The following is a 25,071-nucleotide window of genomic DNA, read 5'->3' on the forward strand; positions in this document are numbered from 1 at the left end:
GACAAGACGATGACCGCCGAGGAGGTCGTCGGCCGCCTGGAGAGCGGGATGACGATCGGCATCGGCGGCTGGGGCTCGCGGCGCAAGCCGATGGCTCTGGTCCGGGCGCTGCTGCGTTCGGACCTCACCGATCTGACCGTCGTCTCGTACGGCGGCCCGGACGTCGGGCTGCTCGCCGCCGCCGGGAAGGTCCGCAAGCTGGTCGCCGCCTTCGCCACCCTCGACTCGGTGCCCCTGGAGCCGCACTTCGTCGCGGCCCGGCAGAGCGGTGCGTTCGAGATGGTGGAGCTGGACGAGGCCATGGTCATGTGGGGGCTGACCGCCGCCGCGCAGCGGCTGCCGTTCATGCCCGTCCGGGCCGGGCTCGGATCGGACCTGATGAGCGTCAACCCCTCGCTGCGGACGGTCACTTCGCCGTACGACGACCGCGAGGAGTTCGTCGCCGTCCCCGCGCTGCGCCTGGACGCCGCGCTGGTCCACCTCAACCGCGCCGACGTGCACGGCAACGGCCAGTACCTGGGCCCCGACCCGTACTTCGACGACCTCTTCTGCGAGGCCGCGGACACCGCGTACGTCTCGTGCGAGCGGATCGTGGAGACCTCCGAGCTGCTGAAGGACTCCGGGCCGCAGTCGCTGCTCGTGAAGCGCGCGTTCGTCAGCGGCGTCGTCGAGACCCCGAACGGCGCGCACTTCACCTCCTGCGCCCCCGACTACGACCGCGACGAGACGTTCCAGCGGGCCTACGTCACCGCCGCCCGCGACCCGGAGGCCTGGCGGGTCTTCACCGAGCGGTTCCTGTCCGGCGACGAGGACGCGTACCAGGCCGCGGTCGCGGCGTTCCACGAGGAGGAAGCATGAGCGGCAGCCGTACGACGGAAGCGACGACGGCGACGCGGGCCGAGTACTGCGTCGTGGCGTGCGCCGAGGCGTGGCGGGACGCGGGCGAGATCCTGGCCAGCCCGATGGGCACCGTCCCGACGATCGGGGCCCGGCTCGCACGGCTCACCTTCTCCCCCGACCTGCTCCTGACCGACGGCGAGGCGCTGCTCATCGGCGACGTGCCGGCGGTCGGTGCCCCGCCCCGGGTGGTGGAGGGCTGGCTGCCGTACCGCCAGCACCTGGCGCTGGTCACCACCGGGCGGCGGCACGTGATGATGGGCGCGAGCCAGATCGACCGGTACGGCAACCAGAACATCAGCTGCATCGGCGACTGGGCGCGGCCCAAGCGCCAGCTGCTCGGCGTCCGGGGCGCACCCGTCAACACCCTCAACAACCCGACGAGTTACTGGGTCCCCAAGCACTCGGCGCGGGTCTTCGTCGAGCGGGTCGACATGGTCTCCGGCGTCGGCTACGACCGCGCGGCCGCGGCCGGCCCCTCGGCGACCCGCTACCACCGCATCCCGGAAGTCGTCAGCAACCTGGGGGTCTTCGACTTCGACACCCCGGACCGCACCATGCGGCTGCGCTCGCTGCACCCCGGTGTCACCGTCGAACAGGTCACGGAGGCCACCGGGTTCGGGCTCACGGTCCCCGAAGAGGTGCCCTACACCCGTGAGCCGACCGCGGAGGAACTGCGGCTGATCCGCGAGGAGATCGACCCGAAGGGGCTGCGCGACCGCGAGGTCCCCGCATGAGCGACGTCACGATCGCCACCCCCCTCACCGAACTGGTCGGGGTGCGGCACCCCCTCGTCCAGACCGGCATGGGGTGGGTGGCCGGTCCCCGGCTGGTCTCGGCCACCGCCGCGGCGGGCGCGCTCGGGATCCTCGCGTCGGCGACCATGACCGTCGAGCAGCTCCGCTCGGCGGTGCGCGAGGTGAAGTCCCGTACGGACGCGCCCTTCGGCGTGAACCTGCGCGCCGACGCCGGGGACGCGGGCGAGCGCGTGCAGATCATCATCGACGAGGGTGTACGGGTCGCCTCGTTCGCCCTCGCCCCGTCGCGCGAGCTGATCGCGCGGCTCAAGGACGCGGGCGTCGTCGTCATCCCCTCCATCGGGGCCAAGCGGCACGCCGAGAAGGTCGCCGCGTGGGGCGCCGACGCGGTGCTCGTACAGGGCGGCGAGGGCGGCGGTCACACGGGGAGCGTCGCGACCACCGTCCTGCTGCCGCAGATCGTGGACGCCGTGGACATCCCGGTCATCGCGGCCGGCGGCTTCCGCGACGGGCGCGGCCTGGTCGCGGCCCTCGCCCACGGCGCGGCCGGGGTGGCCATGGGCACCCGCTTCCTGCTCACCTCCGACTCGACCGTGCCGGACGCGGTGAAGGCCCGCTATCTGGCCGCCACGGTCCAGGACGTCACCGTCACCACCGCCGTCGACGGTCTGCCGCACCGCATGCTGCGCTCCGAGCTCGTCGACGCGCTGGAGCGCTCGGGCCGGGCCGCGTCGCTGCTGCGGGCGGTGCGGCACGCCGCGGCCTTCCGGCGCGAGACGGACATGAGCTGGGCGCGGATGGTCCGTGACGGTCTGGCGATGAAGCACGGCAAGGACATGACCTGGAGTCAGATCCTGCTCGCGGCCAACACCCCGATGCTGCTCAAGGCGTCGATGGTGGAGGGCCGGACCGATCTCGGGGTGATGGCCTCCGGGCAGGTCGCGGGGCTCATCGACGATCTGCCGTCGTGCGCCGAGCTCGTCGACCGGATCATGGCGGAGGCGCGGGCCACGCTGCGGTCGCTGCCGCGCGCCACCGGCTGAACGGCCGAGCGGCCGAGCGGCCAAGCGGCCGACCTCATGAACATGCCCGCCGGGGTGTCGTCACCCGGCGGGCATGTCGCATGAGGGGCCGTCGTTCAGGGCCCGTCGATCAGGCCCGTCGATCAGGGCCGTCGATCAGGGCCGTCGATCAGAGGCGCTCGATGATGGTGACGTTGGCCTGGCCACCGCCCTCGCACATCGTCTGGAGGCCGTAGCGGCCGCCGGTGCGCTCCAGTTCGTGGAGCAGGGTGGTCGTCAGCTTGGTGCCGGTCGCGCCGAGCGGGTGGCCGAGGGCGATGGCCCCGCCGTTGACGTTGACCTTCTCCGGGTCGGCGCCGGTCTCCTTCAGCCAGGCGAGGACGACCGAGGCGAAGGCCTCGTTGATCTCCACGAGGTCGATGTCGTCGAGCGTCATCCCGGCCTTCTTCAGCGCGTACGCCGTCGCCGGGATCGGGGCGGACAGCATGCGGATCGGGTCCTCGCCCCGTACGGACAGGTGGTGGACGCGGGCGCGCGGCGTCAGGCCGTGCTCGCGTACGGCCCGCTCGGAGGCGAGCAGCATCGCCGAGGCTCCGTCGGAAACCTGCGAGGAGACGGCGGCGGTCAGCCGGCCGCCCTCGACCACCGGGTTCAGGCCCGCCATCTTCTCCAGGGTGGTGTCGCGGCGCGGGCCCTCGTCGGTGGTCACGTCGCCGTACGGCACGATCTCCCGCTCGAAGCGGCCCTCGTCGATGGCGCGCGCGGCCCGCTGGTGCGAGCGCAGGGCGAACTCCTCCATGTCCCGGCGGGAGATGCCCCACTTCGTGGCGATGAGCTCGGCGCCGTGGAACTGGTTGACCGGCTGGTCGCCGTAGCGGGCCCGCCAGCCCTCGGAGCCGATGTACGGGCCGTCGGTCAGTCCGAGCGGCGCGGCGGCCTGGCGGCTGGCGAAGGCGATGGGGACCAGGGACATGTTCTGCACGCCGCCCGCGACCACCAGGTCCTGGGTGCCGGACAGGACTCCCTGCGCGGCGAAGTGCAGGGCCTGCTGGGAGGATCCGCACTGTCGGTCGACGGTCACGCCGGGCACCTCCTCCGGGAGGCCGGCGGCCAGCCAGGCGGTGCGGGCGATGTCACCGGCCTGCGGGCCGACGGTGTCGAGGCAGCCGAAGACGACGTCCTCGACGGCCGCGGGGTCGGCGCCCGCGCGCTCCATCAGCGCCTTGAGCACATGGGCGCCGAGGTCGGCGGGGTGGACGGCGGCGAGGCCGCCGTTCCGCCTGCCGACGGGGGTGCGCACCGCTTCGATGATGTATGCCTCGGCCATGGCCGCTCCTCTTTCCTGTGTCACGTTTCCTGTGTCACGTTTCCTGTGTCACGTTTCCTGTGTCACGCGTGCGTGTCGTGTACGGAGTGCGATGCCCTCCAGCACCACGGACAGGTACTGGCGGGCGATCTCCTCCGGGCTGTGCTGTCCCCCGGGCCGGTACCAGGACGCGGCGACCCAGACGGTGTCGCGCACGAAGCGGTACGTCAGCCGGACGTCGAGGTCCGCCCGGAACACCCCGGCGGCCACTCCGCGTTCCAGGGTGCCGAGCCAGGCCTTCTCGAACTGCTGCTGCGAGTCGTCGAGGTAGCCGAAGCGCGGCTGCTCCCGGAGGTGCCGGGACTCCCTCTGGTAGATGGCGACGGCGGCGCGGTGCCGGTCGATCTCCCGGAAGGACTCGGTGACGAGGGCCTCGATGGTCTCCCTGGGGCCGTGGCCCGCAGCGAGCACGGCGTCGTACCTGCTCCACAGCTCGTTCAGGAAGCCGGAGAGGATCTCGTCGAGCATCGACTCCTTGGAGTCGAAGTGGTAATAGAGGCTGCCCGCGAGGATGCCCGCCGCGTCGGCGATCTTGCGGACGGTGGTGGCGTTGTACCCCTGGGCGGCGAAGACCTCGGCGGCGGTGGCGAGGAGCTCGTGGCGTCGCTCGGGCGCCGGGCTCACCACGGTCTGCGGCTCATGGGTGCTGGCTGCTGACCGAGAGGACCTCGCCGGTCAGGTACGAGGAGTACCCGCTGGCGAGGAACACGATCACGTTGGCCACTTCCCAGGGCTCCGCGTACCGCCCGAAGGCCTCACGGGCGGTGAGCTCTTCGAGGAGTTCGGGAGTGGTGACCTTCGCCAGGTGCGGGTGCATGGCCAGGCTCGGGGAGACGGCGTTGACCCGTACCCCGTACTCGGCGGCCTCCAGGGCGGCGCAGCGGGTGAGCGCCATGACGCCTGCCTTGGCCGCGGCGTAGTGGGCCTGGCCCTTCTGGGCCCGCCAGCCGACCACGGAGGCGTTGTTGACGACGACGCCGCCGGTGCCCGCGGTCTTCAGCCGGCGCAGTGCTGCGCGGGTGCAGCGGAAGGTGCCGTTGAGGGTGACGTCGAGGACCTTGTCCCACTGCTCGTCGGTCATGTCGACGAGGTCGGCGGTGCCGCCGAGGCCGGCGTTGTTGACGAGGATGTCGAGGCGTCCGTGGCGCTCCTCCGCGAGGTCGAGGAGGGCCGCCACCTGGGCTTCGTCGGTGACGTCGCAGGGCAGGGCGGCGACGCGGTCGGCTCCGAACTCCGCGGCCAGTTCGGCCTCGGACTCCTTGAGTCTGCGGGCGTGGGCGTCCGAGAGGACGACGCGCGCGCCTTCCTCCAGGAGCCGCCTGGCGGTGGCGCCCCCGATGCCGGCGCCGGCGGCGGCGGTGACCACGGCGCTCCGGCCGGCGAGCAGCCCGTGGCCCGGGACGTAGGGGGGTGGTGTGCGGGTCACGGGCGGACCTCCTTGGGCAGGCCGAGGACGCGCTCGGCGATGATGTTCCGCTGGATCTCGTTGGAGCCGGCGTAGATGGTGTCGGAGCGGGAGAAGAGGTAGAGCCGCTGCCAGTCGGTGAGGTCGTACGGTTCGCCGGCCGCGAGCATGCCGTCGGCGCCGCAGACGTCCATGGCGAGTTCGCCCAGTTCCCGGTGCCAGGTGGCCCAGAAGATCTTTCCGATGGACGCCTCGGGGCCCGGGGCGCCGGCCGCGACGCCGCCGAGCATGCGCAGGGCGTTGAACCTGATGGTCTCCAGACCGATCCAGGCGCGGGCGATGCGGTCGCGGATCAGGGGATCCGTCGCCGCGCCGTTGCGCCGGGCCAGGTCGATGACGGCCTCCAGCTCGCGGCGGAAGCCGACCTGCTGGCCGAGGGTGGAGACGCCCCGCTCGAAGCCGAGGGTGGCCATGGCCACCTTCCAGCCGTCGCCGGGGGCGCCGACGACGTTCGCCTCGTCCGTCCTGGCGCCGTCGAAGAACACCTCGTTGAACTCGGAGGTGCCGGTGAGCTGGACGATGGGCCGGATGTCGACTCCGGGCCTGCGCAGGGGGACGAGCAGATAGGAGAGGCCCTGGTGGCGGACCGACCCGGGTTCGGTGCGGGCGACGACGAAGCACCAGTCGGACTCGTGCGCCTGTGACGTCCAGATCTTCTGGCCGGTGACCACCCATTGCCCGCCGTCGCGCTCGGCGCGGGTCCGTACGTTGGCCAGGTCCGACCCGGCGTCCGGCTCGCTGTAGCCCTGGCACCACAGTTCCTCGACGGCGACGATCGGCGGGAGGAAGCGCTCGCGCTGCTCGGGCGTGCCGAAGGCGATGAGGGTGGGTCCGAGGAGCTGTTCGCCGATGTGTCCGACGCGGGCGGGGGCGTCGGCGAGGGCGTACTCCTCGTGGAAGGCGACCTGCTGTTCCAGGGTCGCGCCGCGTCCGCCGTACTCCTTCGGCCAGCCGACACAGGTCCATCCCTCGGCGGCCATGTGCCGCTCCCAGGCGAGGCGTTCGGCATGGGCCTCGTGTTCCCGACCGGGTCCTCCGCGCCCGCGCAGGGCGGCGAACTCGCCGGTGAGGTGGGCGCGCAGCCAGCTGCGGAACTCTGCGCGGAACTCCTCGACGTTGCTCATGGCCGTACGTTAACCTACCAAACACTTGTTAGGGAAGGAGGGCGAGTGTCCGCTGCCCGCACCACATCGACATCCACATCGACGTCCCCATCGACGTCCACGTCGCCTGTCCGGTACGAACGCCTCGGCCCCGTCGCCGTGGTCACCATGGACCGGCCCGATTACCGCAACGCCCAGAACTCCGCGATGACGTACGCCCTGGACGAGGCCTTCTACCGCGCGGCCGACGACAGCGAGGTCAAGGTCGTCGTACTCGCCGGGGCGGGAAAGCACTTCTCCGCCGGACACGACATCGGCACCCCCGAGCGGGACGCGCACCTGCCGTTCGCGCGCAGGGCCGGTCTCTGGTGGGACCACTCGGACAAGGAGGGCGCCGAGAGCCGCTTCGCCCGCGAGTCCGAGGTCTATCTGGGCATGTGCCGGCGCTGGCGCGAACTGCCCAAGCCCATGGTCGCGTCGGTGCAGGGCGCCTGCGTCGCGGGCGGCCTGATGCTCGCCTGGGTCTGCGACCTGATCGTCGCCTCCGATGACGCGTTCTTCGCCGACCCGGTCGTCCGCATGGGCATCCCGGGCGTCGAGTACTTCGCCCACCCGTGGGTGATGCCCCCGCGCATCGCGAAGGAGTTCCTGTACACCGGCGACCGGATGAGCGCCCGCCGCGCCTACGAGGTCGGCATGGTCAACCGCGTCGTCCCGCGCGAGGAACTGGCCGACCGGACCATGGAGTTGGCCGACAGGATCGCCGAGATGCCGCGCATGGGCCTCGCCCTGACCAAGCGCGCGGTCAACCAGGCCGAGGACCTCCAGGGCATGCACACCGGCATGGACTCGGTGTTCGGGCTGCACCACCTCGCGCACGCGCACAACGCGGAGACCGCCCCCGACGCGCTGGGCGGCATGGACATCCGGGCGATGAAGGCGGCGGGAGCCTGATGGACCTCGACTTCACCACGGCGGAGGACGCCTTCCGGGCCGAGGCCCGCGCCTGGCTCGACGCCCACGTGCCCGCCGCCCCCCTGCCCTCACTGGAGACGGAGGACGGCTTCGCGGCCCACCGGGAGTGGGAGCGGACCCTCTTCGCGGACCGCTGGTCGGTGGTCTCCTGGCCCGCGGAGTACGGGGGCAGGGGCGCCTCCGTCCTTCAGTGGCTGATCTTCGAGGAGGAGTACTTCGCGGCCGGCGCGCCAGGCCGGGTCAGCCAGAACGGCATCAACCTCCTCGCCCCCACTCTCTTCGAGCACGGCACCGACGAGCAGCGGTCCCGGATCCTCCCCTCCATGGCGTCCGGCGAGGTCATCTGGGCGCAGGCCTGGTCCGAACCGGAGTCGGGTTCGGACCTCGCGAGTCTGCGCTCCACCGCCGTCCGCACGGAGGGCGGCTGGCTCCTGAGCGGGCAGAAGACCTGGTCGTCCCGGGCGGCCTTCGCCGACCGCGCCTTCGGCCTCTTCCGCAGCGACCCGGAGGCGGGCAGGCCGCACCAGGGCCTGACCTATCTGATGTTCCCGCTCGACGCGGAGGGGGTGACCGTACGGCCCATCGGGCGGCTCGACGGCAAGCCCGCCTTCGCCGAACTCTTCCTCGACGAGGTCTTCGTGCCCGACGAGGACGTCATCGGCGCACCGGGCCAGGGCTGGCGGGTCGCCATGAGCACGGCGGGCAACGAGCGGGGGCTCACGCTGCGCAGCCCCGGTCGTTTCACGGCCGCCGCCGAGCGGCTTGCCGCGCTGTGGCGGGCGGGCGCCGACCCGTCCGACACCGCCCTGCGCGACCGGGTCGCCGACGCGGTCATCAGGGCCCGCGCCTACCGCCTGTTCACCTACGCCAACGCCTCCCGCATCGCCGACGGGGACACGCTCGGCGCCGAGTCCAGCCTCAACAAGGTCTTCTGGTCCGAACTCGACATCGCGCTCCACGAGACCGCGCTCGACGTCCTCGGCCCGTACGGCGAGCTGTCCGACGAGGCCACCGAGGCGCCCGCCCACGGCAGTTGGGCCGAGGGTCACACCTTCTCGCTCGCCGGGCCGATCTACGCGGGCACCAACGAGATCCAGCGCGACATCATCGCCGAGCGGCTGCTCGGCCTGCCGAAGGGACGCCGGTGATGCGGTTCCTCCTCGACGACGAGCAGCGGGAGTTCGCCCGCTCGCTGGACGCCATGCTCACGGCGTCCGACACCCCGGGGGCCGTACGCGCCTGGGCCGCCGGTGACACCGCGCCAGGCCGTGCGCTCTGGTCCCGGCTCGCGGAGGCGGGGGTCTTCGCCCTCGCCGTACCGGGGCCGTACGACGGGCTCGGCCCGCTGCCCGTCGAACTGGTCGTGGCCTTCACCGAGTCGGGTCGCCACGCCGTCCCCGGCCCGCTCGTGGAGACGGTCGCCGCGGCCTCGCTGCTCGACCGCCTCGGCGACCACGAGGCGGCGGCGGCCTGGCTGCCGCGGATCGCCTCCGGCAAGGCGGTGGTCTCGCTGTGCGTGCCGGCCGCCGGCAGCCCCTACGCCCTGGACGCGGACGCGACCGACGCCGTGCTGGTCGTGGAGGGCGACACCCTGCTGGTGACGGAGGAAGCCGGTCCCGTCCAGCCCTCCGCCGACCCCGCGCGCCGGCTGGCCCGGCCCCTCGGCGGCACCGTCCTGGCGAGGGGCCCCGAGGTGGCCGCGGCCGCCGCGCACGCCGCCGACGTGGCGGCCCTGGTCACCGCCGCGCAGGCCCTGGGACTGGGCCGCGCGCTGCTCGACCGGACCGTGGCGTACGTCAAGCAGCGCACCCAGTTCGGGGTCGCCATCGGTTCGTTCCAGGCGGTGAAGCACCGCCTGGCCGACACGCTCCTCGCCCTGGAGTTCGCGCGCCCCCTGCTCCACTCGGCCGCGCTGGCCCTGGCCGGGGGGGACGGCCCGGAGGCCGGGCGCGAGATCGCCGCGGCGAAGGTCGCGGCGGGCGACGCCGCCTACGCCGCCGCCCGCGCGGCCCTGCAACTGCACGGCGCCGTCGGCTACACCGACGAGCTGGACCTGTCCCTGTGGATCCGCAAGGCACGTCCCCTGCGCGAGGCCTGGGGCACCCCCGCCGCCTGCCGCGCCCGCGTCCTCGCTCCCTGACGCGCCCGCGCCCGCGTCCCCGCCCGCCGACGCCATCGGCTCGCTCTCCCGGCCCACCCGCCCGGGAGAGCGAGCCGCGTACGGGCCGTACGCCATCGCACCGCTCACCGCTCACCGATCCCCCGCTCACCGATCCCCCGCTTCCTCACCGCACCCGGGAGCCCCCTTGTCCTCCGCACCGTCCCCGCACTCCCCCGAGAGACCGTCGGACCCCGCGCTGCTGCGCCGCGTGGCACTGTCGAGCCTGCTCGGCACGGTCATCGAGTACTACGACTTCCTGCTCTACGGCACGATGGCCGCGCTCGTCTTCGGCCCGCTGTTCTTCCCCGGCTCCGATCCCGCCGTCGCCACGATCGCCGCCTTCGGGACGCTGGCGGCCGGCTACGTGTCGCGGCCGCTCGGCGGCGCCGTCTTCGGCCACTTCGGCGACCGGCTCGGCCGCAAGTCCATGCTGGTCCTGACGATGGTCCTCATGGGGGTGGCGAGCCTGCTGATCGGGCTGCTGCCGACGTACGGCGCCATCGGCGTCGCGGCGCCCGTCCTCCTCGTCCTCCTCCGCGTCGTGCAGGGCCTCGCGATCGGCGGGGAATGGGCCGGCGCCACGCTCATGGTCGTCGAGCACGCCGACCCGAAGCGCCGCGGCCTGTGGAGCGGGGTGATGCAGATGGGGTCACCGATCGGCTTCCTGCTCTCCACGGTCGCGGTCACCCTGGCCACGCTGCTGCCCCGCGAGTCCTTCCTCGCCTGGGGCTGGCGCGTCCCGTTCCTGTTCAGCGCCGTGCTCCTCGCCATCGGCCTGTACGTGCGCGTCAGCATCACCGAGAGCCCGCTGTTCCGGCAGGCGGCGCGGACGGAGGGCGCGGGCAAGGAACCCGGCGTGCCGCTGGCACAGGTGCTGCGCAGGCCCCGGAACCTCGTGCTCGCGTGCGCCGTGGGCATCGGCCCCTTCGCCCTGACGGCACTGATCAGCACGTACATGCTCACCTACGCGACGGCCATCGGATACGCCACCTCCGAGGTGATGACGGGTCTCGTCTTCACCTCGGTCACGGGCCTGGTGACGATCCCGCTCTTCTCCGCGCTCTCCGACCGCGTGGGCCGCCGGGCCGTCGTGCTGGGCGGCGCGGCGGGTGTCGTCCTGCTCGCCTTCCCCGTCTACGCCCTGGTGGACGCCAGATCCCCCGCCCTGCTGGTCCTCGGCATGGTCCTCGGCCAGGTGGTGCAGTCGGCGATGTACGCGCCGCTGGGCCCGCTGCTCTCCGAGCTGTTCGGCACGCGGGTCCGGTACACCGGTGCCTCCCTCGGCTACCAGCTGGCCGCGCTGATCGGCGGCGGCTTCACCCCCTTGTTCGCGAGCAGCCTGCTCTCCGCGTCGGGCGGCGCGCGGAGCGCTCCCCTCGCGGTCCTCGCGCTCGCCTGCGGTCTGGTGACCGCGCTGGCCGTGTGGCGCGTCGCCGAGACCCGGGGCCGGGACCTGTCGCTGGAGGACCCGGCGGCGGGCCCCGCCCCCGCTGCCGTACCGAGTCGTGTCGAGCCCTACGGGAAGGAGCAGAGCGCATGAGGCTGACGGAGGAACAAGAGGAACTGCGGTCCGCTGTACGGGCGCTGCTCGGGCGCCATCCGGGGGACGCCGCCTGGCGTCCGCTGACCGAGCAGATCGGCGTCGCGGGGCTCGCCGTTCCGGAGGCGTACGGCGGCGCCGGCTGTGGGGCCCGTGAGGTCCATGTGGTGATGGAGGAGCTGGGCAGGGAGCTGAGCCCCGTCCCGTTCCTCGGCTCCGCCGTGCTCGTGGTGCGGGCGCTGCTCGCCTCGGGCGACGCGGCGGCGTGCGCGGAGTCGCTGCCGGGACTGGCCTCCGGTGCCGTGGTGGGGGCCCTGGCCTGGGCCGAGGCCGGTTCCTGGGAGCCGGCGGCGGTACGGGCCGAGGCCCTGCCCGCGCCCGGCGGTGGCTGGCGGATCACCGGGGTCAAGGAGCACGTGCTCGACGGCGCCGGGGCCGAGGTGCTGCTCGTGGCCGCCCGGACGGGCGCGGGGGTCTCGCTCTTCGAGGTGTCCGGGGACGGCGCGGGCGTGGAGCGTACGCCGACGGTGACGATGGACTCGACCCGGGAGCAGGCGCGACTGGTCCTCGCCGGGGCGGAGGGCCGGCTGGTCGGGGCGGAGGGCGACGGCGAGCGGGTGCTGTGGGAGGTCCTCGACGCGGCCTGCGTGGCGCTCGCCGCCGAGCAGGTCGGCGCCGCCGCGCGCTGCCTCGAACTCACCGTCGCCTACGCGGGGCAGCGCGTGCAGTTCGGCCGGCCCATCGGCTCGTTCCAGGCGGTGAAGCACCGGCTCGCGGACGCGTACGTCCTGGTGGAGTCGGCGCGTTCGGTGGCGCTCGGGGCCGCGTTCGCGGCGGCCGAGGGGGCGCCGGACGCGGCCCGCTGCGCGGCCGCCGCGAAGTCCGCCTGCTCGGAGGCGTTCTCGGTGGTGGCGGGCGAGATGATCCAGCTGCACGGCGGCATCGGCATCACCTGGGAACACGACGCGCACCGCTATTTCAAGCGCGCCCACGGCTCGTCCCTGCTCTTCGGCCCGCCGGCCTGGCACCGTACGCGGCTGGCGGCCGACCTGGGCCTGGCATCGGTCCCGGGGTGAGCGCGGGCGGTCAGGGGCTCGCCACCCGCACCGGCCGTCGGATCAGGTAGACGGCGGCGGAGGCGACGAGCACCAGCATGCAGGCGATGAAGACCAGTCCCGCCCCTTCGAGTCCGAGCGGGTCGGCCAGGAGCCCGACGCCGATCACCGGGATCGAGATGCCCGTGTACGCGACGACGAACAGGGTCGAGATGACCGCCGCGCGCCGGTCCTCCGGCGCGGCGGCGGCGACGGAGGACAGGGCCGCGCGGAAGGCGAGGCCCTGTCCGACGCCGCCGACCACGGCCGACAGGACGACGAACACCAGGAGGTCCGTGGAGAGCGCCGCCGCCAGGAGGACGAGGCCGACGAAGAGCACGGCGCAGCCCAGGGGCAGGGAGCGCGCCACGCCGACGCGGCCGACGGCGAGCTGTCCCGCGGTGGAGGCGAAGAAGGCCAGGGCCACGACCAGACCGCTGACGGCGTGGTTGTCCACGTGCAGGAAGCGGGCGAGGAAGGCGGGGCTGACCGAGGTGAACACGCCGAAGAGGGCGAAGCCCACGAAGGACGCGATCGCCGCCGGCACGAACACCGCTCGCACCTGGGCGGGGAGCGCGGGCCGCTGCGGCCGGACGGCGGACAGGGGCCGGCGCTCGCGTACGGTCTCGGGAAGCCGCAGCACGACGAGGACGCTGAGGAGCACGAGGGCGAGGTGCACGGCGAACGGCAGGAGCAGCGGCTCGGGGGCGTATTCGGCGAGCAGGCCCGCGAGCAGCGGGCCGCAGCCGAGACCTCCCATGTTGGCGGCGGTCGCCACGAAGGTCGCCCGGGACGCGCCGCCGCGCGGGGCCAGCTCCATGACGTACGCGGTGGCGGCGCCGGTGAAGAGTCCGGCCGACAGACCGGACAGCAGCCGGCCCGCGTACAGCCAGCCCACGGCGCTCGCGCAGAGGAAGCAGACGGCGCTGGCCGCCGAGAACCCCAGGCCCCAGAGCAGCGTCGGCCGCCTGCCGATCGTGTCCGAGGCGTTGCCCGCCAGGAGGAGGACGCCGATGACCCCGAAGGCGTACACGGCGTAGACGACGGTGACGGTCAGCTCGGAGAAGCCGAACTTCTCCTGGTAGAGGGGGTAGAGCGGCGTCGGCAGTGTGGTTCCGGCCATGCACACGACGAACACGGCTCCGGCGAGGAGACACCGGAGCCAGCCCTGACGTTCACCTTCCATGGCGCCGACCGTAACCCCGGCGGGCGTCGCGGCACCGGTACGACCTGCGGAAACCGCGACGGCGTCACCCGGCCCGCCCCGGGTGGGCCGGGCCGGGTGACGCCGCTCCTAGGTCGTGTCCGGAAAGTAGCGCCGTCTGCCCGGAGGGCAGGAGCCGCGGCGTCTGGTGCGTGCGATCGCAAGGCGCCGGGATGCCCTCGTAGCGGAGCTACGTGGGCATTTCGGCAACGCGGCGAGCGTGCGTGCCAGACGCCGCGGCTCAGGCGGGACTTTCCGGACACGGCCTAGCGGCCCTGGAGTGCCTTGACGTTGTTGCCGAAGGTCCAGTTCTTCGATCCGTCCCAGTTCGCCGACCAGGTCATCAGGCCCTTGAGCGCCCCGCCGTAGTGGTTCCAGGCCTGGGCCACGGCCGACGGCGCCATGTGGCCGCCGCCCGCGCCCGGCTGGGCGGGCAGGCCGGGCACCTGCTTGTCGTACGGCACGCGGATCGTCGTGCCCTGGATGACGAGGCCGCGGTTCAGGCAGTCGGTCTGGGCGACGAACCCGGCGACGGTTCCGGCGGAGTAGGAGTCGCCCGAGCAGCCGTACATGCTGCCGTTGTAGTACTGCATGTTGAGCCACCACAGGCGCCCGTTGTCGGCGTACTTCTTGATGATCGGCAGGTACGCGCCCCAGATCGACCCGTAGGCCACGCTGCCGCCGGTGACGTACGCGGTCTCCGGCGCCATCGTCAGTCCGAAGCCGGCGGGCATGCGGGCGAGGACTCCGTCGATGATGTACACCAGGTTGGCCTGCGAGGCGGAGAGGGTGCCGATCGCGCCGCTGCCGACCAGGCCGGTCTCGATGTCGATGTCGATCCCGTCGAAGTTGTACTTCTGCAGGAGGGGCACGACCGTCGCGATGAAGCGGTCGGCGACGGCGCGCGAGCTCAGGTCGATTCCGGCGGCGGCGCCGCCGATGGACATCAGGATGGTCGCGCCGGCCGCCTTGGCGCGGCACATCTCCGCCGGGGTGGCGACGCGGACGGTGCTGTCCATGCCGTCCTCCCACAGCACCGTCCCGTCCGAACGGATCACGGGGAAGGCGGCGTTGATGACGTTGTAGCCGTGGGCCGCGAAGCGGGGGTCGTCGATGGGCGCCCAGCCGAAGGGCGGGTGGACTCCGTTGGCCGCGCCGTCCCAGTTCTCCCAGTACCCCTGGAGCACCTTCCCGGCGGGTTTCGGCTTGGGGGCACAGGTGTCCGCGGCGGCTGCCGCGGGGGCGGGAGCGGACACGGCGGTGCGCTCGGGCCGCGCGCTGTCGGCTGCGGCGGGGGCGGCGAGGGTGGCGGCGGCGAGCAGGGTGACGAGCCCCGCTCCGAGGACACGGGTGATCCGAGGGCCTGGCATGCGTGCTCCTTGGGACGTGGGGGGGGTGGTCCTAGGCATGGCGCGCGCTGCAGGAGACCGTAGGTTGGTCCAGACCTTTCGTCAACCACTCGCGCGGACACGACTCTCCCGCGACCTGACCGTATGATCCACATCCGTACCGGACCGACGTCAGGAGCCCGCCCCATGCACCACTTCGATGTCGAGACGCTGACGGCGGGCCGGTGGCGCAACGGCGGGGGCGCGACCAGGGAAATCGTCTCGGCGCCGGTGGGCGACGAGGAGTTCGGGTGGCGCGCGAGCATCGCCGACATCGACCGGGACGGGCCGTTCTCGGCGTTCCCCGGCATCGACCGGACGCTCACCCTGCTGTCGGGCGCCGGCGTGCGGCTGACCGCCCCCGGGGCGTTCGACCGGCTCCTCGCGCGGGCGGGCGAGCCGTTCGCGTTCTCCGGGGACCTCGCGCTCGCCGCCGAACTGCCGGGCGGCGCCTGCCGGGTGCTCAACATCATGGTGCGGCGCGGACGCTCGACGGCCCGGGTGGAGCGGGTCACCGGCCCGGTCGCGCCGCCCGCCGGGCACGCCGGGGTGCTCTACGTCCTGGACGGACGGTGGCAGGCGGGGACCGCAAGGCGCGTCCTGGCGTCCGGTCAGGGTCTGTGGTGGGACGCGGACGAGCCGGCGCCGGGCGGAGCGGTCGTGCCGCTCGCGCCCGACGCCGTCGCCTTGTGGGCGGATGTCACGCCCCTGGGGTGACCTCTGGTCAGCCGGCCGTGGCGACCGGGGCGTCCGGGTTGACGGCCTCGGCCGGGTCGCCGGCCTCGGCGGGGTGGACGGTCGCTGCGGGCGGGTTGGCGGTGCGCCGCGCCCACAGGCCGTACAGGACCGAGGTGACCACGAGGCCGACGATCCACGAGATGTCGGCGCCGCCGAGCCGCTCGGTGAGCGCGCCGGTGTACAGCTTGGTGGCCAGGAACGGGACCTGCACGACGACACCGACGACGTAACAGGTCAGCGCGGTGACGTTCCAGCGGCCGTAACGGCCCTCCGGGTCGTACAGCGCGGGGATGTCGACGCGCTCGCGGGAGATCAGGTAGTAGTCGACCAGGTTGATCGCGCTCCACGGGGTGAACACCATCAGGAGCAGGAGCACGAAGTTCTTGAAGTTGGTGAGGAAGTCGGCGCTGGCGGCGAGCGCGATGACGACGGACACCGCGGTGAAGCCGACGATGTACGCGGCGCGCGCGGCGGCCGAGATCCGGGAGCGGCCGTCGAACGCGGTGACGGTGGTCAGGATCGACATGAAACCGCCGTACGCGTTCAGGCAGTTCACGGTCAGCTTGCCGACCACGATCACCAGGTAGACGAGGACCGCGAGGAACGCCGGGCCCGCCAGCTCGCCGAGGAAGCCGACCTGGTCGGTCAGGAAGGCCTTGCCGGCGACGGCCGCGGTGAGCGCGCCGAGCGTCATGGACCACTGGGAGCCGATGACGGAGCCGGCGAAGGTGGACCAGAACGTCGCGCGCGTGCTGATGTCGCGCGGCAGGTAGCGCGAGTAGTCGGCGACGTACGGGCCGAAGGTCAGCTGCCAGCCGGCGCCGAGGCCCACGGCGAGGAGGAAGGTCGCGGCATCGAAGCCCTTGGTGCCGACGTGCGCGCCGACGTCGTACTGCGTGAAGAGCCGCACCAGCAGGTAGCCGAGGCCGAGCACGCCGACGACGGTGGCGATGCGGCCGGCGATGTGGATGAGCCGGTAGCCGGTGACGGCGACCACGGCGGTCAGCGCGCCGAAGATCAGGATGCCGGCACTGGTGTTGTCGATGTGCAGCATCTCGGACACGGCCTGCCCGGCCAGCACGCTGCCGGTCGCGGCGAAGCCGAGGTACATGAGGATCACCAGGAGCAGCGGCAGGACCGCGCCGTACACGCCGAACTGCGCACGGCTGGAGATCATCTGCGGTACGCCGAGCTTCGGGCCCTGCGCGGAGTGCAGCGCCATCACGGTGCCGCCGAGCACGTTGCCGAGCAGCAGCGCGGGTATCGCCCACAGCGCGTCGGCGCCGAAGACGACGGCCAGGGCGCCGTCGACGATCGCGGTGATCTGCATGTTGGCGCCGAACCACAGGGTGAACTGGCTGCGCGGCGTACCGTGCCGCTCGGCGTCCGGGATGACCTCGATGGTGCGGCGTTCCATGGCGAGTCGTTCCCCGGGGGCGTGCTGGACCGGCATGTCGGTGACCTCTCCGTCGACCAGTGGGCTGCGCTGAATCTGGCATAGAGATGAACAGACATCAAGATCCTGAATGAATAATTTCAACGATGCCCCGACCCCGGCCACGATCCGCCGGACACGCCCTAGACGGTACGGAGGTGGTCGGCAGCGGCCAGGACCTCGCGGAGGAGGGTGTCGACGTCGTCGGTGGTGGTGAGGTGGTTGCAGACGCAGGCGCGCAGGACCGTTTGCCCGTCGTGGCTGACCGTGGCCAGATAGGCGTGGCCGCGGGCCTGGACACGCGCGGCCACCGCCGCGTGCGGGTCCGTCCGGCCCTGTCGGCCTGCTTCCGGGCGGGCGGCCAGGCGGAAGCAGACCACCGGCAGCGGGCCGCTGGTGCACAGCTCCAGCAGGGGGTGCTCCAGGACACGTTGCCGCAGGTAGCGGGCGAGGTCCTGGTAGTGCTGGAGGAGGGCGACCACACCGGAGCGGCCGAGGTGGCGCAGGGTGGCCCAGAGGGTGAGGGCGCGGGTGCCGGGGCGGGTGAGTTCGATCGTGTACTCGGACATCCAGGGCCAGTCCTGGTCGCCGTCGAGGTAGGAGGCGCGGAAGGTGAACGCGTCGCGAAGGCGTGAGGGGTCGGTGACGAGGGCGGCGCCGCAACCGACCGGCACGGACAGGGCCTTGTGCGGGTCGACGGTGAGGGAATCGAGGCCGGCGACCCACTCGGCGGCGGCTGCCAGTTCGTCCCGGAAGACCTTCGGGTGCACGGCCAGCGGACCGGCGTCGCCACCGTACTCCGGCCGGGCCGAAGCCGGGCGGGCCGGGCGGTCGGTCTCTGGCGGTGTGGGCATGGGCTCGCTGCGCCTTCGCTCGGGGTGGCGGCCGGACGGCCATGATCCGAAACGACGGTCGCGCTCGCAGGTCACGCTCTGCCGACTCCTCGGCTCCCCGACTCCCCGGCCTGCTGCCTGCCGCCCGCTGCCCGCTGCCCGCTGCCCGCTGCCCGCTGCCCGCAAGGAGCACGCACGGCGCCGGCGACGGTCGTCAGGTGCCGTTCACGTCCTCCGAGGGCGGGGGCACGTCGTTCCCGCCTCGCCTCAGGTACCTGTCCAGCGGCGGTTCCTGGGCGATTACGGCGCCGATGGTGACCGCAAAGGTGACCGCACCGCAGACGACGATCATCCACGACAGCATGACGAGGACCAGGCCGAAGGAACCGTACTCACCCATGGCCCGGTCGACCGCCGCCGGCACGTAGATCCGGGCCGTCAGGCCGAGCGCGGTGGTGGCGGTGGCGGCCAGCAGCGCCCCGGGCAGGAGCGCCAGCCAGGGGACGCGCTTGGCGAGGAGTAGGTGCTGGGTCCACAGCCACACACCGGTGGCCAGCAGGAAGGTGAGAATGACGCCCACCAGGGCGCCGGCGCCGAAGCCGCCCCGGATCGGGCCCTGGAGGACGAGCACGATGAGCAGCACGAGGAGCCACGCCACCCAGCGCCAGGCCGCGATCCGGGTCTTGGCCCTGGGCAGCCGCCAGGCGCGCTCGCAGACCCGGGCCATGGCCCGGCTGAAGCTCGTCGCCGACACCAGGGCCACCACCGCCCCGACCGCTCCGGTCGTCTCGCGGAGTTCGTCGCTGTTCGAGCCGTTCAGGACCTGCTGCAACTGCTCGTCGGATTCCCCTGTGAAGCCGAACATCGCGCGGAGGGACTCGCCCAGCTGGTCGCGGACGCTGTGCGGGGCGAAGGCCGCGAAGGCGAAGAGGAGGGGGACCGCGGCCAGGAACGCCTGTGCGGCGAGCCTGGTCCCCGCGTCCAGGAGGTTGGCGGACAGCAGCCGGCTCGTGAGTTCGGTCAGCACGGGGAAGCGCTGCTCGGCGCCGGTACGCAGACGCGCGAGCCGCAGCTTCCACTCCATGCCGTCTCCTCACCCCGTTCGCCCCGCGCCGGCCTCCGTCAGGCCAGGAGTTTCGCCTTGGCCTTCTGGAACTCCTCCTCGGTGAGCGCCCCCTTCTCCTTCAGGTCGGCGAGCCGGGCGAGTTCGTGGGAGGCTCCGGCACCGCCGGAGCCGGACTCGCCCGAAGCGCCGCCCGCCGACTTGCGGATGTAGTCCTGGAAGGCAGCCTCGCTCTCCCTCGCGCGCGCCGTCTCGCGCTGGGTCATGCCCGTCCCGCGTGCGATGACGTAGATCAGGACGCCGAGGAAGGGCACGACGAGGCAGAGGATCAGCCAGCCCGCCTTGCCCCAGCCGCTCAGCTCGTGGTCACGGAAGATGTCCGTGATGATCTTGAACAGCAGGAACAGCCACATGATCCAGAGGAAGAACCAGAGCATGGTCCAGAAGAGGTCGAGCAAGGGGTAGTCGTCCATCGCCTTCTCCGTCCCGAGGGCCGATCTTGGCCGTTTCGGGCAGTATCTGCGGTTTGCGCCGTTACGGCTACTCGGACGGGTCGGCGCGGAAGGCGATCATCGCGGTGTCGTCGCGGTGGTCGGAGAGGCCCTGGAGGTTGTGCAGCAGTTCGGGCAGTGCCGCGTGACGGTGCCGGGCCGCCTCGCGGGCCAGTCGCCGCTGTCCGTCGGTGAGCGAGGCCCGGGGCGTCTCGACCAGGCCGTCGGTGTAGAGCAGGAGGGTGTCCCCCGTACCGAGGACGCGGGTGTGCGTACTGCGCGGGACACCGAGGTCGACGCAGAGCGGCAGGTCCTCCTCCGTGCCGTTGAGGAAGAGCGGGTCGCCGTCGGCCGGGATGAGCAGGGGCGGCGGGTGACCGGCGTTGGACCAGCTCAAGGACCAGCGGAGGTCCGGCAGCCGCCGCAGCTGGGTGTGGACGGCCGTCGCGAAGGGCGCCGCGCCCAGACCCTCGGCGACCTCGTCGAACCGGGCGAGCACGTCCGCCGGGGTGGCGCCGGGCCCGCGGCTGTAGGCGAGGGCGCGGAGCATGTTGCGCATCTGGGTCATCGCGGTGGCCGCGGCGAGGTCGTGTCCGACGACGTCGCCGACGTCGAGGACGAGCGTCCCGTCGGGCAGGACGAACGCGTCGTACCAGTCCCCGCCGATCTCGTTGGCCGAGCTCGCCGGCTGATAGAAGGCGGCCAGGATCGCACCGCGGACGGTCGGCGGCCGGGTGAGCTGGGCGCGCTGGAGGGCGAGCGCGGTGCGCCGGGCGCGCTGGAGGTCGAGGGCCTTGCGGATCGGCTGCTGGGCGTGGTGGAGGACCTCGCGCAGCAGGTCGGTCTCGGTCGGGCCGAGGGTCGGGGTGTCGCCGTTGGTGCTGGTGGCCGCGTAGCCGAGGACGGTGTCGTCGACGACCAGCGGGATGAGGGTGACGCTCGTGGCTCCCGAGGCGGCGAGCCACCGTTCCGTGACGGCCGGCAGGAGCTCCGCCGGTACGGAGCCGCCGGCGGGGATGCCGAAGGTGCGGGGGACGCGGAGCTCCAGGACCTCGCGGACCGTCCGGGAGACCGTGACGCTCTGCCCGAGCAGGGCCGGTGGCGCCGGCAGTCCGGGGCGGGTGGCGGAGGCGACCCGCCGGGCGGTGACGCGGGCGTGCTCGGGCAGCGGCCACTCCTCGTGAGAGAGCAGCAGGATGAGGCAGGCGTCGGTCAGTTCGGGGACGACGATCTTCACGACCTCGCCGAAGGCCTCCCCCAGGCTCTGCCCCGTGACGGTCGCGACCCGGGCGAGGAGCCGTTCCCGCAGCTGCGCGCGCCAGGTGTCCTCGATGTCGACGGTGGCGGCGATCCACTCGGCGACCCGGCCCTCCCGGAGGACGGGGACGCTGCGCGTGGACAGATGGCGGTACGAGCCGTCGGCGGCGCGCACGCGGAAGGTGCACTGGAAGACGCCGCCGGGGCCACGGGTCGCCGCCTCGCGCCAGCACGCGCCGAGCCTGTCGCGATCGCGGGGGTGGATGTGCGCGTACCAGCCCTCGTCGGCGCGGGGATGCCACGGGACGCCGGTCAGCTGCTCCCAGCCGGGGACGATCTCCTCCATGGTCCCGTCGGCGTGCATGACCCACACCATCACCGACACGGCGGAGACGAGGGCCTGGTACCGCTGGAGCGCGAAGGTCTCGGTGGTGGTGTCCATCGCCACCACGAGGATCCCCTCGCCCTCGGCGGTGGCCACGGGGCTGCAGGAGTAGACGAAGTACCGCGCCTGCGCGGGAGCGGCGGGGTCGGGCTCGCGCGCCCCGGTGACCTGGCGGGCCCGACCCGTGGCCCGTACCTCGTCCAGGACCGACAGGAACCGCCAGCCGTCGGGGTCCTGGAACGTCTGCCGGGCGGGCAGTCCCAGCTGCCGGGCGCCGAACATCGTCGTGAAGGCGGCGTTCGTGTAGAGGAGCCGGCCCTCGGGACCCGCGAGCAGCGCGACCGCGGCGACGGCGCCGTCGAAGACCGCCGGGTCCAGGGGCCGCGCGGGATTCGTGCCCGGTCCGAGGGAGCTCATCGCGGGTCCGCCGGGGCTCGGTCCGGGTCCGTCGTCACCACGGTGGCGCCCTTCACTCACCGTCCTCCTGATCCGCGTAGCCCGTAGCCACGCCGCCGCGGGTTCCAGCCTGCTGGAGCGACGGCGGGGCGGCGAGGCGGGTCGAACCAATCGAGTGACCGGACCGGGGACGGCCGACGGCAGGGCTGTTGATCCGCAGTCCGAGAGAACGTCCGTCGTGGCGGGAACAATCCCGCAGACCCTGCCGTTCACTCCAAGTCCCCGCCTCCGCCTCCACCCGAGGAGTACCTTGCCCGACACGTCGTCCACCGCCACCACCGTGCCTTCGCTCCCGCAGCTCGACGCGCAGGCCGAGCGCCTGATCGAGCTCGGGGTGCACGAGATCGCCGGGGTCTCCGCCGACGCGCTGCGGGCCTTCGCCGCCGAAGCGGCCGCCTCGGCCGCTGCCGAAGCGACTTCCGGCGGCGGCGATGACGGCGACGGTGGCGCTCTGCTCGTCGTCCACCCGGACCGCGCCCCGGCCTCCGTGCTCGCCCCGCTGCTCCGCCGCGACGACAAGCCCGGCTTCGTGGTCGTCGACATGCCCGACGTCGACGACTTCGCCCCGTACGACATCGAGCTCCCCGACGCGCCCTTCTACGTGGTCACCGGCCTCGACCGCGGCGACCACATGGCCAACTGGAGCCCGGAGGAGGCGCTTCCCGCCCTCGCCAAGGAGGACCGCACCCCGCTCCTGCTCACCGAGGGCATCCACTGGGTGCTCCAGCAGCCGGCCGCCCTCGAACGGAACCGCTGCTTCATGACCATCGGCTCCCGGCTGCGCAAGGCGAACGGCTCCCTGGACGCCCGCACCCCGGCCATCTGGATCAGCAACGGCACGGGGCGGGACGGCCGCGAGCGGCGCAACGCCCCGAAGGTCGGCTGGTGCTGGTGGGGCAACCGTCACACCTGGCTGGGCTTCGGCTCGGCCACGGGCCGGGGGCCCCGGACCTGAGCGATCGGCGCCCCCGCGGGCGCGCACTCCTCTACACTGGAAGACGTACCGCCCCGGTGGACTCCCCCGTACTACCGGGGCGGTTCTGTGTCCACGACCACCTCAACTGCCCCCGCACCCCGGCGTTTTCGCCCCCGCGCCCGTACCGTGGGACCGGCGTGGTCCTCAGCGGGGAGCGGCACATGGCGAAGGTCGTCCTGACACCCCCTAGGGCGTACGCGCCGTACGGAGCCGTGCGGCGGAGGCGATGTCGGGGCAGCCCGCCAGGGCGAGGGCGTTCTCCAGTTCCTCGCGGAGCAGGGTGAGGACCTTGGCGACGCCCGCCTCTCCCCCGGCGGCGAGCCCCCACAGCACGGGGCGGCCGAGCAGGACGCCGGAGGCGCCCAGGGCGAGGGCCTTGAGGACGTCGGTGCCGGTGCGGACGCCGCTGTCGAGAAGGATCCGGCTGCGGCCGGCGACGGCGTCGACGACCGCCGGGAGGGCGTCGAGCGCCGCCAGTGCGCCGTCGAGCTGGCGGCCGCCGTGGTTGGAGACCACGATGCCGTCGACCCCGAGGGCGGCGGCCCGGTCGGCGTCGGCGGGGTCGAGGATCCCCTTGAGGACGAGCGGCAGCCGGGTGTGGTCGCGCAGCCAGTCGAGGTCGTTCCACGACAGGGAGGGGTCCACGACGCCGGCGGTCTGGGCGGCGATGGCGCTGACGCCGTCCTGCGCGCCGTGCGGAACCCCGTCTCGGCCGCGCTCGAAGTGCACGGCCGAGACGCCCTCGGGGAGGGTGAAGGCGCCGCGCATGTCGGCCTGTCGGCGGCCCATGTACGGGGTGTCGACGGTCAGCATCAGGGCGCTCGCCCCGGCGGCTTCGGCGCGGGCCAGCAGCTCCTTGGTGTGGGCCCGGTCGCGCAGCCAGTACAGCTGGAACCAGACGGTGGCTCCGGTCGCGGCGATGTCCTCGACCGGGGTGCTGCTGAAGGTGCAGGCGGTGAAGGGGATGCCCGCGGCGAACGCGGCCCGGGCGGCGGCGAGTTCGCCGTCGGGGTGGACGGCGCGCTGGTAGGCCATGGGGGCGACGGCCACGGGGAGGGCGGCGGGGTCGGTGAGGAGGGTGGCGGCGGTGCGGGTGGCCGAGACGTCGGCGAGGACACGGGGCAGCAGGTGGAGCCGGTCGAAGGCCGCGCGGTTGGCGGCGAGGGTGAGTTCGCCTCCGGCGCCGCCGGCGATGAACCGCTCGACACCGGCGGGCAGCACGTCGGCCGCGAGGGCCTCCGCGTCGGCGGGGGTGAGCAGTCCGTCGAGTGCGGTGGGGGTCACTGGGCGTTCTCCGCGCGGGTGTTGCCGTCGTGTTCGGCCTTCTCGGCCTGGACGGCCTCGTACAGCGCGCGGACGTTGCCGCCGCCGAACGTGTCGGCGCCGATCCGTTCGATGATCTCGTAGAAGAGGGTGCGCTGGGGGTGGACGGTGCGGGTGAAGATCTGGAACAGCTGGCCCGCGTGGTCCTCGTCGGCGAGGATGCCGGGCTCGCGCAGCTCCTCGATGGAGTGGCGGCTCAGGTCGAGGCGCGCGGCGAGTGCCTCGTAGTAGGCGTCGGGGGTGGAGAGGAAGACGATGCCGCGCTTGTCGAGGCGGGCGACGGTCTCGACGATGTTCTCGGTGGCGAAGGCGAGGTGGTGCACGCCGCCGCTGCCGTGGCGTGCGAGGAAGTCGCCTATGTGGCCCGCCTGATGGTCGGGGCTGGGGGCGAGGACCGTGAAGGTGAGGTCGCCCGCGGGGCTGCGGACGGCCTTGGAGTCCATGGCCTCCCTGCCCTGCACCATCAGTTCCTCGTAGACGGACTCGTAGCCGAAGACCCGCTCGTAGTAGCCGGTGGAGGCGGCGAGTTCGCCCGTCCTGACGGTGACGGCGACGTGGTCGAGGACGGTCAGCGCGGGCGACTCGGCGACGGACGGGGCGAGTTCGGCGACCGCGGTGAAGCCGGGCAGCGGCAGCGGCGTGCCGTGCGCCTCGGCTCCGGCGGGCGGACGCTGGACGAGGGTGTGGCGTACGTCGTCGAATCCGGCGGCCACCCGAGCGGTGCCCCAGCCGCCGTCGTGGTCGGCGGGCGCGGCCTGCGGGGTCGCCCCGCGGGCGACGGCTTCGGCGAACACGGCACGCACGTCGGCGGTGGTGAGGGCGATGTCGGCTATGCCGTCGCCGTGGACGGCCGTGTAGGCGGCGGCCGGGTGCGCGGCGTCGAGGGCCTGGGTGACCACGAGGACGATGTCGCCCTGCCGCAGGGCCAGCGAGCGGCTCGCGCCCTCGGCGCCGGTGCGCTCGGCGGTGGCGAACACCTGGAATCCGTATCCGCCGGTGAACGCCTCGGCGGCGGCACGGGCGTCGGTGACGTACAGCTCCACATGGCTGACGAGCAGCGAGGAGAGGGAAGGAGTGGCGGGCTGGGCCATGACGACGGGTCCTTATGTCCGGGGACGGTGCGGGCAGTTCGCTTCCGCGA

The 25,071-nt window shown here is 73.0% G+C and carries 23 protein-coding genes; 10 read left to right on the top strand and 13 right to left on the bottom strand.

What is annotated here, in order from left to right; translation table 11 throughout:
• Window positions 1–9: 9 nt before the first annotated feature.
• The 3 genes from ACZ6K0_RS09290 to ACZ6K0_RS09300 are packed head-to-tail and all read left to right on the top strand — an operon-like array spanning window position 10 to window position 2,698.
• Window positions 10–858: a CoA transferase subunit A gene (locus tag ACZ6K0_RS09290; RefSeq protein WP_469234355.1), complete on the top strand. Its 849-nt coding sequence runs from the start codon at window positions 10–12 to the stop codon at window positions 856–858.
• Entirely contained in the window at window positions 855–1,634 is a 780-nt protein-coding gene (locus tag ACZ6K0_RS09295; RefSeq protein ID WP_469234152.1) for a CoA-transferase subunit beta, read from the top strand. Before ACZ6K0_RS09290 ends, ACZ6K0_RS09295 begins: the two co-directional genes overlap by 4 nt.
• A complete protein-coding gene (locus ACZ6K0_RS09300; protein ID WP_469234150.1) occupies window positions 1,631–2,698 on the top strand; it encodes an NAD(P)H-dependent flavin oxidoreductase in 1,068 nt (355 codons plus the stop codon). The genes ACZ6K0_RS09295 and ACZ6K0_RS09300 overlap by 4 nt, the downstream gene beginning before the upstream one ends.
• Before the next feature lie 148 nt (window positions 2,699–2,846).
• Here ACZ6K0_RS09300 and ACZ6K0_RS09305 read toward each other — a convergent pair whose 3' ends face one another.
• Genes ACZ6K0_RS09305 through ACZ6K0_RS09320 form a run of 4 tightly spaced genes read right to left on the bottom strand, consistent with a single transcriptional unit; the run spans window position 2,847 to window position 6,632 of the window.
• Window positions 2,847–4,004, bottom strand: coding sequence for an acetyl-CoA C-acetyltransferase (locus ACZ6K0_RS09305; protein WP_469234148.1), 1,158 nt, complete (start codon window positions 4,002–4,004; stop codon window positions 2,847–2,849).
• Window positions 4,005–4,052: 48 nt separating this feature from the next.
• Entirely contained in the window at window positions 4,053–4,667 is a 615-nt protein-coding gene (locus ACZ6K0_RS09310; RefSeq protein WP_469234353.1) for a TetR/AcrR family transcriptional regulator, read from the bottom strand.
• Between the two features lie 13 nt (window positions 4,668–4,680).
• Entirely contained in the window at window positions 4,681–5,469 is a 789-nt protein-coding gene (locus ACZ6K0_RS09315) for an SDR family oxidoreductase (RefSeq protein WP_376406344.1), read from the bottom strand.
• On the bottom strand, window positions 5,466–6,632 hold the full coding sequence (locus ACZ6K0_RS09320; protein ID WP_469234146.1) for an acyl-CoA dehydrogenase family protein: 1,167 nt from the start codon (window positions 6,630–6,632) through the stop codon (window positions 5,466–5,468). Before ACZ6K0_RS09320 ends, ACZ6K0_RS09315 begins: the two co-directional genes overlap by 4 nt.
• A gap of 45 nt (window positions 6,633–6,677) precedes the next feature.
• Between ACZ6K0_RS09320 and ACZ6K0_RS09325 the strand changes: the two genes are divergently transcribed.
• The 5 genes from ACZ6K0_RS09325 (at window position 6,678) to ACZ6K0_RS09345 (ending at window position 12,363) form a co-directional block, all read left to right on the top strand.
• Window positions 6,678–7,565 carry an enoyl-CoA hydratase gene (locus ACZ6K0_RS09325; protein ID WP_469234144.1) on the top strand — a complete coding sequence of 296 codons (888 nt, stop codon included), beginning with the start codon at window positions 6,678–6,680 and terminating at the stop codon, window positions 7,563–7,565.
• A complete protein-coding gene (locus ACZ6K0_RS09330) occupies window positions 7,565–8,734 on the top strand; it encodes an acyl-CoA dehydrogenase family protein (protein WP_469234142.1) in 1,170 nt (389 codons plus the stop codon). Before ACZ6K0_RS09325 ends, ACZ6K0_RS09330 begins: the two co-directional genes overlap by 1 nt.
• On the top strand, window positions 8,734–9,726 hold the full coding sequence (locus tag ACZ6K0_RS09335; RefSeq protein WP_469234351.1) for an acyl-CoA dehydrogenase family protein: 993 nt from the start codon (window positions 8,734–8,736) through the stop codon (window positions 9,724–9,726). Before ACZ6K0_RS09330 ends, ACZ6K0_RS09335 begins: the two co-directional genes overlap by 1 nt.
• A gap of 166 nt (window positions 9,727–9,892) precedes the next feature.
• Entirely contained in the window at window positions 9,893–11,287 is a 1,395-nt protein-coding gene (locus tag ACZ6K0_RS09340; RefSeq protein WP_469234140.1) for an MFS transporter, read from the top strand.
• Window positions 11,284–12,363 carry an acyl-CoA dehydrogenase family protein gene (locus ACZ6K0_RS09345; RefSeq protein WP_469234138.1) on the top strand — a complete coding sequence of 360 codons (1,080 nt, stop codon included), beginning with the start codon at window positions 11,284–11,286 and terminating at the stop codon, window positions 12,361–12,363. Before ACZ6K0_RS09340 ends, ACZ6K0_RS09345 begins: the two co-directional genes overlap by 4 nt.
• 10 nt (window positions 12,364–12,373) lie before the next feature.
• On the opposite strand, the gene ACZ6K0_RS09350 is transcribed toward ACZ6K0_RS09345, so the two are convergent.
• Window positions 12,374–13,567 (bottom strand): MFS transporter, encoded by a 1,194-nt coding sequence (locus tag ACZ6K0_RS09350; RefSeq protein WP_469234136.1) that lies wholly within the window; start codon window positions 13,565–13,567, stop codon window positions 12,374–12,376.
• Between the two features lie 284 nt (window positions 13,568–13,851).
• A complete protein-coding gene (locus ACZ6K0_RS09355; protein ID WP_469234134.1) occupies window positions 13,852–14,955 on the bottom strand; it encodes a chitinase in 1,104 nt (367 codons plus the stop codon).
• 165 nt (window positions 14,956–15,120) lie between these two features.
• On the opposite strand from ACZ6K0_RS09355, the gene ACZ6K0_RS09360 reads away from it, so the two are divergent.
• Window positions 15,121–15,690 carry a HutD/Ves family protein gene (locus tag ACZ6K0_RS09360; RefSeq protein ID WP_469234132.1) on the top strand — a complete coding sequence of 190 codons (570 nt, stop codon included), beginning with the start codon at window positions 15,121–15,123 and terminating at the stop codon, window positions 15,688–15,690.
• Between the two features lie 7 nt (window positions 15,691–15,697).
• Here ACZ6K0_RS09360 and ACZ6K0_RS09365 read toward each other — a convergent pair whose 3' ends face one another.
• The 5 genes from ACZ6K0_RS09365 to ACZ6K0_RS09385 form a co-directional block, all read right to left on the bottom strand.
• Window positions 15,698–17,164: a purine-cytosine permease family protein gene (locus ACZ6K0_RS09365; RefSeq protein ID WP_469234130.1), complete on the bottom strand. Its 1,467-nt coding sequence runs from the start codon at window positions 17,162–17,164 to the stop codon at window positions 15,698–15,700.
• A gap of 125 nt (window positions 17,165–17,289) precedes the next feature.
• Window positions 17,290–18,000, bottom strand: coding sequence for a pyridoxal phosphate-dependent decarboxylase family protein (locus ACZ6K0_RS09370; RefSeq protein WP_469234128.1), 711 nt, complete (start codon window positions 17,998–18,000; stop codon window positions 17,290–17,292).
• A 193-nt stretch (window positions 18,001–18,193) separates the two neighbouring features.
• A complete protein-coding gene (locus ACZ6K0_RS09375; protein ID WP_469234126.1) occupies window positions 18,194–19,063 on the bottom strand; it encodes a YhjD/YihY/BrkB family envelope integrity protein in 870 nt (289 codons plus the stop codon).
• Between the two features lie 38 nt (window positions 19,064–19,101).
• Window positions 19,102–19,515 (bottom strand): SHOCT domain-containing protein, encoded by a 414-nt coding sequence (locus ACZ6K0_RS09380; RefSeq protein WP_376406368.1) that lies wholly within the window; start codon window positions 19,513–19,515, stop codon window positions 19,102–19,104.
• Window positions 19,516–19,582: 67 nt separating this feature from the next.
• Window positions 19,583–21,592, bottom strand: coding sequence for a SpoIIE family protein phosphatase (locus tag ACZ6K0_RS09385; RefSeq protein ID WP_469234124.1), 2,010 nt, complete (start codon window positions 21,590–21,592; stop codon window positions 19,583–19,585).
• A gap of 289 nt (window positions 21,593–21,881) precedes the next feature.
• Here ACZ6K0_RS09385 and ACZ6K0_RS09390 point away from each other — a divergent pair, with 289 nt between their 5' ends.
• A complete protein-coding gene (locus ACZ6K0_RS09390) occupies window positions 21,882–22,586 on the top strand; it encodes a DUF5701 family protein (protein ID WP_469234122.1) in 705 nt (234 codons plus the stop codon).
• A 207-nt stretch (window positions 22,587–22,793) separates the two neighbouring features.
• Here the strand turns inward: ACZ6K0_RS09390 and ACZ6K0_RS09395 are convergent, their stop codons facing one another.
• On the bottom strand, window positions 22,794–23,891 hold the full coding sequence (locus ACZ6K0_RS09395; RefSeq protein WP_469234120.1) for an alpha-hydroxy acid oxidase: 1,098 nt from the start codon (window positions 23,889–23,891) through the stop codon (window positions 22,794–22,796).
• Window positions 23,888–25,021, bottom strand: a complete 1,134-nt coding sequence (gene hppD, locus ACZ6K0_RS09400) for a 4-hydroxyphenylpyruvate dioxygenase (RefSeq protein ID WP_376406376.1) — start codon at window positions 25,019–25,021, stop codon at window positions 23,888–23,890. Before hppD ends, ACZ6K0_RS09395 begins: the two co-directional genes overlap by 4 nt.
• Window positions 25,022–25,071 lie beyond the last annotated feature (50 nt).

This window comes from Streptomyces sp. NPDC042346 (assembly GCF_055581845.1).